This window comes from Thermoplasmata archaeon (assembly GCA_038874435.1).
Classification (GTDB): domain Archaea; phylum Thermoplasmatota; class Thermoplasmata; order Lutacidiplasmatales; family SKW197; genus SKW197.
Genome location: JAVZCK010000037.1, coordinates 1 through 9,636, shown reverse-complemented (window position 1 = coordinate 9,636; position 9,636 = coordinate 1). Strand labels below are relative to the sequence as shown.

The window sequence follows — 9,636 nt, the reverse complement described above, 5'->3', positions numbered from 1 at the left end:
AGATTGTCATGCATCCCATCCTCCTTCGTTTTTATTCAGGGAATTCTTAGAAATAAATTAAGGTTTAGGAGTTGTGAATAGAACCATGCTGCTTTATATACTAGCACCCCAAATCTTTATGACCCAACCTGAATCTTGATTATTTCTCCGGATAGATTTCTTTGTTAAAATGCCCTCATTCAGAGTAATCCGAGAGCTCTTACACAATTCCCTCCAGTCTAAAATGTGCAAACTCATGCAGGTAGGAAGCACCTGAATATGGTCTCTTGAAAATGATCGAACAGTACAATCTGAATACATTTCCAGTGTAATTTGTTGCATTGTAAACTATAATGTGGTCACCTATATAGAAAAGAGTGTCATTGTTTACATCTTCCCACTGAAAATCAATCTCCTTTCGCAACCACAGGTCTGAGCCATTTCTGAGCATGTAACAGGAATTCCAATGGGGCTCTACACGCTCGATCTCTCCGCCACTTACATTAAACCGAATCTCAAATATGACATAATTTCGTTTTGGGTCTGAAAAGCTTTTTACAAGCGTTCCATTTACATTTGGATGTGGAATTTCTCGTTTACTTGCTGAACTCGCATGGTCTGTCCACCAGAGGGTGTAAACAACTATTGGTGAAATGCTCGCAAGGAAAACACCTAAAAGAATTGCTACTATTGCACGCGATTGCTCAGTTAAAAATTTTTTACCCATTAATTTAACATTTTTCAATTTTATATTATCCCCTCCAACCGTAGACCCGTCTTATAATTAGAAAAATCTGAAACTGGGCGTTTATAAGTAATATCAACGGAGATACTGAGCACTGCATTTTCAAACTTGCTAGAATGATACAATATTACATGATCTCCAGTGAAAAAAATCCCATCCTTCCAACTATCTACCCACACATAATCAACATTCTCTCTTAACTCAAGAGTTGTGTTATTATTCTTGAAAAAGATAGCTGCATAAAATAGTTTAATGTTCTCAATTTCTTCGTTTAAGTTATTAATATCAAATCGCACTTCAAAAACCGTAGAATCCTCACTAACATTAACTTTTACTAACTCCCCTCTCACATCAGGTGGGAAGAAAAAATGAGGGGGTGGAGTGTATGGAGCTGTGACAATCAGGATGCTAGTAACCAGGGTTGTCGTAAGGGGCGGTACGAATACCCACCATAACCAACCACTTTTCTTTGTGTTCATAATATCATATCCCATCAATGCTTATATTCATCAGAAAAGTAACATCATAATTTGGTGTGTCAGTATTATACCTCTCTTCAAATGAGGCAAGCCATCCATTCATATTTTCTATTGTGAACTTAGAAAAATCATAATTTATCTTTCTTCCGTCATGGAGTGGAAGCTCATAACTTCCCCACGGCTGGTACATGGAGTCCCTACATTCATATGAAAAATGAAGCACCCCTCTCAAATCCTCCATTTCCCTCACAAACCACTCCCAACAAGATACTCCTCTCTTAGCATACTGCTGTGTGTATGGCCATAATGGTTCGTAGAGTGCCCGATAACTCAGAAAATAATAGTTATTACCCATCAGAGAATTGCTCCCAAGATCCTCATAGTAAAGGTCATCCCAATAAGGAGTATCACTTCTGTACTCATCATACAATCCAAATACATAGTGTCCAAGTTCATGAATAATCGTAGACCAGTAATAATTGTATCCAATTTCCATATCTCGGCTACCAACATACATACTTCTAGAAAATGTGAGAATTCTCGCATCAGGAATTTTACCATAGATGCCCCCCACGATCTCTTCTTTTGACATGCTCCTCCCCTCATAATACTTAAGTATTCCTTTAAGAGATACAAAGAATGTCCTTCCGTAGTATTTAGAAACATTGTACAGAAGAAGCACATCCCCACTAAGGAAGAGAGAATCATTCCTTACATCTACCCAGTGGACATTCTTGTCCTCCACTAGCGTGATATTTGGAAAAATCTCGGAGCGATTCCAAAGTGGGCGAAGTTTCACAATTTCATCACCTGGAAGAGTATAAATCTCTGCCACAAATACTCCTATATCCTTTTCCTCATCTATATAAACACATTCCAAACTCCCACCTACCGTGGGAGGTAGAGAAAAATTCTCTTGAGGAGTGGTAATCCACACCCAAATGGGAATAATCACAAGATGAACAAGCAGCAAAACAACAACGGTCAGAATAATAATGAATTTTCCTCGTCCAATTCTTCTTGCATTCTTTTGGACCTTTCCAATTCCGTCCTTTTCATCCTCTTCATTTTTCATTTTCATTTCACCTTCCTTCAAGGATAATAAATTGTAAAGCTCATTAATGACAATACATTAAAATTAGGTGGATTCCATGTATAGATAAAGTCAAAGGTAGTGGTTTCGGGTGGAGCTGTCCATCTGGTGGCTGTAGCAGAAGAAAAGTCATAGTTAATATCTAAAGGAACCTCCCACCAATTTGCGTATGCTCCGTATGGATGATACCAGGGGTTTTTGCCTCATCTGTAAAATGTATTGCATCGCGCCCTCCCATTCTTTTTACAAACCACTCCCAACAAGACTTCTGGGTATACGCCCATTGAGTGGTATATGGGAAATATAAATCAACATAGAGATTATAGTAGCTCAAAAAATAATAGTTTGTATACATTAAACTGTGGCTCCCAAGGTCCTCATAGTAAAGGTCATCCCAGTAGGGGGTATCACTTCTGTACTCATCATACAATCCAAATACATAGTGTCCAAGTTCATGGACAATCATCATATAGTAGGCAGCAGTCCCTAAGCTTACCAGAGTATTGCCCCAAATAAAACTTTTTGGAAACACAATTTCCCCAGATATGTAGTACGAAGTTCCGAATGGGATAGATATCCACAAAATTCCATCCCAATATCCCTCAACATTCTTTGTATGGGGCCAGTAGATGGTGTTCTCTTTTGTCACGGCTTCTTCTGGATAAATTCTTACATTTGCCTGATGGCACCAATATTCTTTTCCCTCAAAAGTAACAAATCGATCATTATTGTATATCGTCACATCCCCGATATAGCAGTAACCATCAGTTACAGTCATCATGTACAAACTTGCACCTTTGAATGAATCCTTTATCTTTTCTAATTCCTCTTGAGTAGCATCCCAGCCAACAGAAACTGTGAGGGAAATTCTGTAAACAGTTTTTGGATCCCATGGGTTCCTATTCAATTTTGCTTCCCAAAGATTTTTGAATGAATCTCCATCAGAATCATAGTTTGCATCTTCCGGCAATCTGTCATTTAGAAAGTAGAAATCTTCCCACCACAATTCCATTCCATCACCATCCGTATCCACGGACCCATCATACTTGTTCGGATTTCTTTCATATGCAACTTCGGCCCAGTATGGGATTCTGTCATTGTCTATGTCCTTACCCAATGTTGAAATACATAGTTCAATAGTCGCATATGGTGCATTCACATAAACTTGCTGTCCTGTAAAAGTATATTTTCCTCCATCTTTGTAAAGGTCACCATATGTTTCCCAGTAGTGAGTATATCCCTGTGTGGCTTCCTTTCCTTGGTAGGTTAGTGCTATTGTGTAGCTTTTCTCATACGGATTTATACTTATCCATATATCATTCTCACTTCCCTTTTGGAATAGCCCTAGCGTCAAATCTTGAGACATCTCATTTGTGTTGATGTACATCCTGACTTTTTTATCACTAAAATCTCCATCAGAACTAAATCTATCTCCAGTAGATAAGCTCACTTTTAAGTAGCATAGCCCTAAGTCTGGCGCATAATAGCTCGTCGTAGGCAAATCCTTTATTTCTACATCAATTCGCATATATTCGTTCATCACAGGGTTAAGATCAATCTCATCATTAACATTATCGCTATCAGTATCTTTTGCATCTCTAATCCATCCAAGTCCGTTATAATATATTTCGGGTCCTCCCACCTCACAAACTAATGGTGGATGCCCACCACCTCCTCCTCCACCAGTTGCTCTTGGTGTCGGCTTCGTCCTTGCTCTTTTCTCCATTGCATCACTTCCTTTATTTGTCAGTATGTTTTTATTTTTTTCATTTTTTTCCGTTTAACTTTACGCAACATGTAAACTACTCCTAAAAATATCACTGAGGATACAATCAGGAAAATTATTACATCTAAATAAACAGAACGGGAGATGGCTTTGTTTCCTGTAATTTTCGCTGTGTAATGTGCGGTTGTGAGTGATGTGTTTGTCTCGTCAGTTACTGCAAAATAGTACTCAAATACCTCTCCCTCTCTTGCCATCACACAAACTGAGAACGAAAAGTGGTAAACCGTTGTGTTTATCCCCTGAAACGATTCACCAGTTTCTTTCCAATTGTTTTCGCCAGAGACTTTATAATACATAATAAATCTGGTAATATTTTTAGTACTCCTAACACTTCCTTCAATTTCAAATGGACTGGAAGCATCTATGGTTATCAACGGTATATGAAAAAGATCAAAATGCGACGCAAACTTAGAAAGTGGATGTCCATCAAGCATCTTGTCTCCTAACATGAGAGGTTTATCTACTATGCTATCACCATCTGCATCGGGACTGTGCCAAATTGACCAATAATTTCTGTCAAATCGTGGGAACGAACCACTTCCAGCTATGAAGGGTACTTTCCTACAGATAATGGTATTATTAGAAAATAACCACACGTCTTCACCCTTTCCGTGCGATATAAGATGGAAATCCTCTTGCATTTCTATCCAGTTATACTCAAATGTCACTCTTCCACAATTAACCTCCATCCATGAAATGTTTGTAAAATTGTTATTTATAATTTTACAATCGTAACATGCTAGAATCTGAAATGGGGCGTTTCTAGTAGATGTGTTTAAAAATGTCCCTGTTAGAGTGACATTAGTACAATTTGCGATGATTAATTGACCTATTTCTTTCCTATCCAATGAAATAGTCGAATTTGTAAGTGAATTGATGAAACATATTGGTTTTCCATTTATTGTATTTGTAGTATCTATATCCCAGGTACTGTAGAAATTCACCCTTCCGTCGCTTGGTGCAAAAATTATGCCCGCATTAATAAATCTGTTATGCTTAAGAACAAGAGATTTCATATTGAAATTAGGGTGAATTATTATAGGAAGAAGCGACCAGTTCCCTGGGTCGGAGCTCCCGCAAAATGTGTTATTGAAAATGGAAAAGTTTTCAAGAGAACCGATATCTAACCATGCAAGAGGATAGTGTCCGCTATCTGGTAAATGGAATGTACAGTTCCTGATGGTGATATTTTTGCTCTCATAACATCCAACAAAGTTTGTTGCTGAATAGATAGAAAGCTCAGAGGTCTCAATGTTTTCCAATACTCCGTTAGATGTGTAAGCTAAATAAATCAAGTAAGAGACATAAAATTTCTCACTATCACTCCCAAAGGTACAGTGCCTAATTATGAAAGAAGCATTCGTACCGTTGATACATACATATGATAGGGGTATGTTGGTTTCTGGCTCTTGCCCTATAGGTTTTCCTACAAATCTGTAACCCTCTATTATGTAGGGATTTTCGGGCGTGCCATCACCAGACACAACTCCATTCTCTTTTGTAAAATTTTCATCGCCATTTATGTAGATTCCACCCCTTTCTATATAGAAATTTATATCAGAGGATACCTTTTCGGCAGATACATTCGGGGATGAAAATTGAAAAAATGTTAGAATGATAAAAATGATTGCTATATTTTTTGCTCCTTTCTTATTCATTTCACATCCCACCATAAATATAACACTGGCATGCCATAGAACATTTTTTCGCCAATTAGAGCACCACTGTCTCCACACCAAAATATCGGAGAAATAGGAGAGGGACAATCCCCGCACAATGGCCATGGATACTGATTGATTTGTCCCTGGAGCACACCCCAATAAACAGAGTCTATGCTGGGGATATTTGTCCTTCCATTCACATACATAAAATAGGATTCTACGCATGCCCTTATCGTGGAGTCAGCAGTGTTCCAGATATTTTTAAAATCGTAGTTTGGATTCTGTGGATGAAACACCTCATTTTTTCCCTTACCAATGAAACCCTTCACCAACAGCACATATGAGAATGCGTGATAATTTCCATCCTCTGTGGACACCCATATCGTGGATGTGTGGAGATTTGCAGCAGTCATTATTACCCACCTACCACATTCAGGATTATAACCCTCAGTTAGCTTTTTAGCAAAATAACCAGAATAGCATGCATCAATTACACAGAACAGGTGACCTCTATATTCTGAAAGAAGTGTTTGTGTTCTTAGGTCGCTAGCATACAATATTCCATTTGAAAGAGATACATACCCGTCAGTACGATCTTCCTTTTCATAACCATGACTTATTATTATCAATGCAAAAATCTCCAAATCAAAATTGTTGTCTGTATGTATTCTCATTATTGCCTCATTAATCTTATCTTTCACCTGCTGGACGGTTGTATCAGTTGCGCTCGTCAGCAACACAGTGTGCCATCCAAGAGCCATGAAAAATTCCTTCCACTTATTACCTGTCTCTGATCCATAAGGTGTACCTCCATTTTGTTCTAGAGGAGCTACAATTAGGGCTGCTCTTCGTGGTTCTGCAGATAGTGGGCTACAGACCACTCTGTTATTCCACTCAGAATATGTTTTATAATCATCAGGATCATTCACTCCATCTCCATCTGTATCTTTCCCATCAACATATGGAAGCGTGTTTGGATCATAACCTAGGGATGCGTCCATCGCACCGCATATTAACGGTGGTTTGCCCCCTCCACCTCCTCCTCCAATGGGTGGCGCCGCTGGTGATGGCTTCGTCCTGTGCTCTTTCTCTACCGAATCTTTCCATCCATCATGGTCTGCATCTGAATCACCAGGATCGGAGCTTACATGTCCACCTTGCCGTGAATCATAGTATGTGTAACTCCATGGAGCGTACATATGAATTTGGGGTACATCCCATCCAGTTTTCTCTTCAGCATCGCTTAATCCATCCCCATCATAATCTTCTGAGGCTTTTATATTCTCTATAGTTTTCTCTATTCCCACATCTATCACTGTTACTTTGAAATCATAAGTTGTGTTAGGAATTACTTTTTGTCCCACTGGAATCTCTACCATATGGCATTTTCCTTGCTCACTCACTTCCATCATATATTTGGGAATACCTTCCTTTATCACTTCAACCCTGTATGTGTGTTCCCCATCATCCCCTGTCTCCCACCACACCCTTACCCCATTCTCATCTCTCGCTGGCTCGTAATAGTCCTCTACCTGCAACACCGTGATTGCTGTTTCCGTTGTGAAACTGTGTGGCTGTTCTCTGCTACCATAACTGGCTGTGTATGTCTGACCATCTACCACTGTTGTTGCTACGATGTAGTAATCGTAGTTCTCTGCTGGATTTAGATGCTGCAAGACGACGGTGTGGTCCTTCGTGCTCTCTGCCTTGCTGGAGAGACTCCACCCATAGCCATCCCAATCTGGCTTGTAAATCTTCCACCAGAGCGTTGTGTCTGTATTTATGTTCGTTTTCCAGGTAATGGTTGCACTGTTCTCTGTTGCACTCACAACCACATCATAAATATACAGGTCTGGTAACGGGAAAGTGCTATAGAAAGTCACAGTGTTTGCTGTGATTCTGTAGTTGTAGACCATGTTTTTCTGCAGTCCAGAGAATATTGGCGAGATGTGATGGGTTTTTTCAATGGCCGGATCTACTTCCGCAAATGTCCTGTCGTAACCACCATTCCACACCCTCACTGTGTTTTCCGCTGTTGGCACCGTCGTGTCCCACTCAAATCTCACTCCGTCTTGCAGAATGTCTACCACCACATTGGTTATGGAGAGAGAAATAATAAAGGTTTTGGAGGCTGTACCTGAAGTGCCATCTTCTGCTGTGGCTTTAATTATAATTGTGTACTCCACATTCTGGGAAAGTCCAGAGAGGGAAAGTTCAGTATCCTCAAACAGTAACTTTGTTTCGTACTCACAACCTGTAGATGTGTATATCCAAGCATGGATATCCTGGTATGCATGATTTTCCCGATGCTGTCCAAAATTAAGTGAAAAATCGTTTCCAACTTTGATGTGCTTGATAAGCTAGACATTTATAAACATAAACAGATGATGCTTTCCACCTTCCCAAATCACTTAAATTTTGACAAACTCAATGAAAAGTCACTTTTAAGTAAACAGACCTATTTTTTACAGGGAGGAGATATGTGTTTAGTTATATTTTTTCTTTGGCTTAACTCCTTTCTTAGGGTAAATGATGTTCGTTTCAACTGCCAAACTGCATATAAGAGTATGAGAAATAAGGGAATAACGATGGAAAATATTTTCAACCAAAAACTGTTGTATGGAAGAAATCTAACTGCTGATCCATTACCACCTAACGAATAGAATACACATGAACGTCTCTTGGGAGAGTAGTAGGGAACTCCCACAATATTAAACGCATGTTCCAACCCAGACAGGTATTTGAGTGGAATCCTAACTTCTATCATAACCTCCTCACTATCTCCATCTACACCTATCAAGATATCCTCTGCTAGCACATTACCTATCATTGAAGGTGGATCTCCATATAATCCTAGGAAAATCCCATCTTTTCCCCCGAATACTCCATCCAGGGAAAATGTGTAAGTTGCGTTATGGTGGTATTCTACATGTTCGGTGATTGGTAGAGTGGAACCAAAGAATAAATACACGGACCATATCCTCTGTCCCCACTGCCCAAACCAGAGATGCAGGAGAATATACAAGTATGTGCCATCATGTTTTAGATAGAGAGAAAATGTACAAGAAGAAGAGTAAACATACTTCTTCGCATAGTTCCATTCGTCGGGTTCAACTAGTCCGTTAATATTTACATTTCCATCACTATGGGGCACATCCCAGACCACTTTGTCTTCTACAAACTTCACTGTATAGCCACCATGTCCCTCATAATTCTTACTTCCTTGAAACGATATTTCTTCTGCTTCTTCAAGACGAGTTGCTAAAAAATAAAAAATTCCACCAATAATTATGCATACACAAAAAAGAGAACACAATTTAAGATATTTGTTCATGAGCTTAGCACCCATAATATTAATTCCTCCCAGTTTGTATTTGTAAGAAAATCAAGGTGAGCATCAGTGTATTCGTTTAATTTTGTAGTTGTGAGGGGGAAATAAATGTTAATTCCATGTGTCTCAAACTGGAGGTGTTCATCACAACCAAACCATGTGAGAGTGTTTTCTGAGTAAATTAGATGGCGAAGCATCTCTAATAGGCTCTCAGCAATCTGAGTAAATTCTTCATTGTTTATTGCCTGTCTCAAAAGTTGTACAAACCTGTAGAGATCCACAAAAGTTTCTACTATTGTTTCATCATCGGGCGGAGGATAATAATTATAGAGAGAATTTACTATCCATAAAATTCCATTTTTTATCTGAGCGTTAAAATGTTGAATTAGCCACCAACATAATCCTTCAAACCTATCTATAACACTTTGACATTCACCACTAACTTCCCAAAGATTGTGTAATAGGCATTATGAGACTTTGAGAGCTCAGAAGTAAATTCGTCTTGCCAGTATGCAATTTTCCATGAGCGCACCGAAAGTTTTATTAATCCCTTTGATATTAC

Annotated in this window: 9 protein-coding genes; 1 reads left to right on the top strand and 8 read right to left on the bottom strand. The window is 38.9% G+C overall.

Features of this window, described 5'->3' with window-relative positions:
* Positions 1-199 precede the first annotated feature (199 nt).
* The 6 genes from QXD64_08765 to QXD64_08740 form a co-directional block, all read right to left on the bottom strand.
* Positions 200-706 carry a hypothetical protein gene (locus QXD64_08765; GenBank protein MEM3397398.1) on the bottom strand — a complete coding sequence of 169 codons (507 nt, stop codon included), beginning with the start codon at positions 704-706 and terminating at the stop codon, positions 200-202.
* Between the two features lie 20 nt (positions 707-726).
* Complete coding sequence (locus tag QXD64_08760) at positions 727-1,203, bottom strand: hypothetical protein (GenBank protein MEM3397397.1); 477 nt, start codon at positions 1,201-1,203, stop codon at positions 727-729.
* Positions 1,204-1,207: 4 nt separating this feature from the next.
* Complete coding sequence (locus QXD64_08755; protein MEM3397396.1) at positions 1,208-2,278, bottom strand: hypothetical protein; 1,071 nt, start codon at positions 2,276-2,278, stop codon at positions 1,208-1,210.
* Positions 2,279-2,438: 160 nt separating this feature from the next.
* The gene (locus QXD64_08750) at positions 2,439-4,022 is read right to left on the bottom strand and encodes a hypothetical protein (GenBank protein MEM3397395.1); all 1,584 of its coding nucleotides are present in this window, start codon (positions 4,020-4,022) and stop codon (positions 2,439-2,441) included.
* 20 nt (positions 4,023-4,042) lie between these two features.
* Positions 4,043-5,740 (bottom strand): hypothetical protein, encoded by a 1,698-nt coding sequence (locus tag QXD64_08745; protein MEM3397394.1) that lies wholly within the window; start codon positions 5,738-5,740, stop codon positions 4,043-4,045.
* Complete coding sequence (locus QXD64_08740) at positions 5,737-7,833, bottom strand: hypothetical protein (GenBank protein ID MEM3397393.1); 2,097 nt, start codon at positions 7,831-7,833, stop codon at positions 5,737-5,739. The genes QXD64_08745 and QXD64_08740 overlap by 4 nt, the downstream gene beginning before the upstream one ends.
* A 10-nt stretch (positions 7,834-7,843) precedes the next feature.
* On the opposite strand from QXD64_08740, the gene QXD64_08735 reads away from it, so the two are divergent.
* Entirely contained in the window at positions 7,844-8,041 is a 198-nt protein-coding gene (locus QXD64_08735; GenBank protein ID MEM3397392.1) for a hypothetical protein, read from the top strand.
* 160 nt (positions 8,042-8,201) lie between these two features.
* Here the strand turns inward: QXD64_08735 and QXD64_08730 are convergent, their stop codons facing one another.
* Together QXD64_08730 and QXD64_08725 are read right to left on the bottom strand one after the other, a co-directional pair.
* Positions 8,202-9,077, bottom strand: coding sequence for a hypothetical protein (locus QXD64_08730; GenBank protein MEM3397391.1), 876 nt, complete (start codon positions 9,075-9,077; stop codon positions 8,202-8,204).
* On the bottom strand, positions 9,074-9,355 hold the full coding sequence (locus tag QXD64_08725) for a hypothetical protein (protein MEM3397390.1): 282 nt from the start codon (positions 9,353-9,355) through the stop codon (positions 9,074-9,076). Before QXD64_08725 ends, QXD64_08730 begins: the two co-directional genes overlap by 4 nt.
* Positions 9,356-9,636 lie beyond the last annotated feature (281 nt).

Excerpts from the sequence above, each read along its gene's own strand:
- QXD64_08765 (MEM3397398.1), bottom strand. The coding sequence starts at position 706 with ATGGGTAAAAAATTTTTAACTGAGCAATCGCGTGCAATAGTAGCAATT.
- QXD64_08760 (MEM3397397.1), bottom strand. The coding sequence starts at position 1,203 with ATGAACACAAAGAAAAGTGGTTGGTTATGGTGGGTATTCGTACCGCCC.
- QXD64_08755 (MEM3397396.1), bottom strand. The coding sequence starts at position 2,278 with ATGAAAAATGAAGAGGATGAAAAGGACGGAATTGGAAAGGTCCAAAAG.
- QXD64_08750 (MEM3397395.1), bottom strand. The coding sequence starts at position 4,022 with ATGGAGAAAAGAGCAAGGACGAAGCCGACACCAAGAGCAACTGGTGGA.
- QXD64_08745 (MEM3397394.1), bottom strand. The coding sequence starts at position 5,740 with ATGAATAAGAAAGGAGCAAAAAATATAGCAATCATTTTTATCATTCTA.
- QXD64_08735 (MEM3397392.1), top strand. The coding sequence starts at position 7,844 with ATGGAGAGAGAAATAATAAAGGTTTTGGAGGCTGTACCTGAAGTGCCA.
- QXD64_08730 (MEM3397391.1), bottom strand. The coding sequence starts at position 9,077 with ATGAACAAATATCTTAAATTGTGTTCTCTTTTTTGTGTATGCATAATT.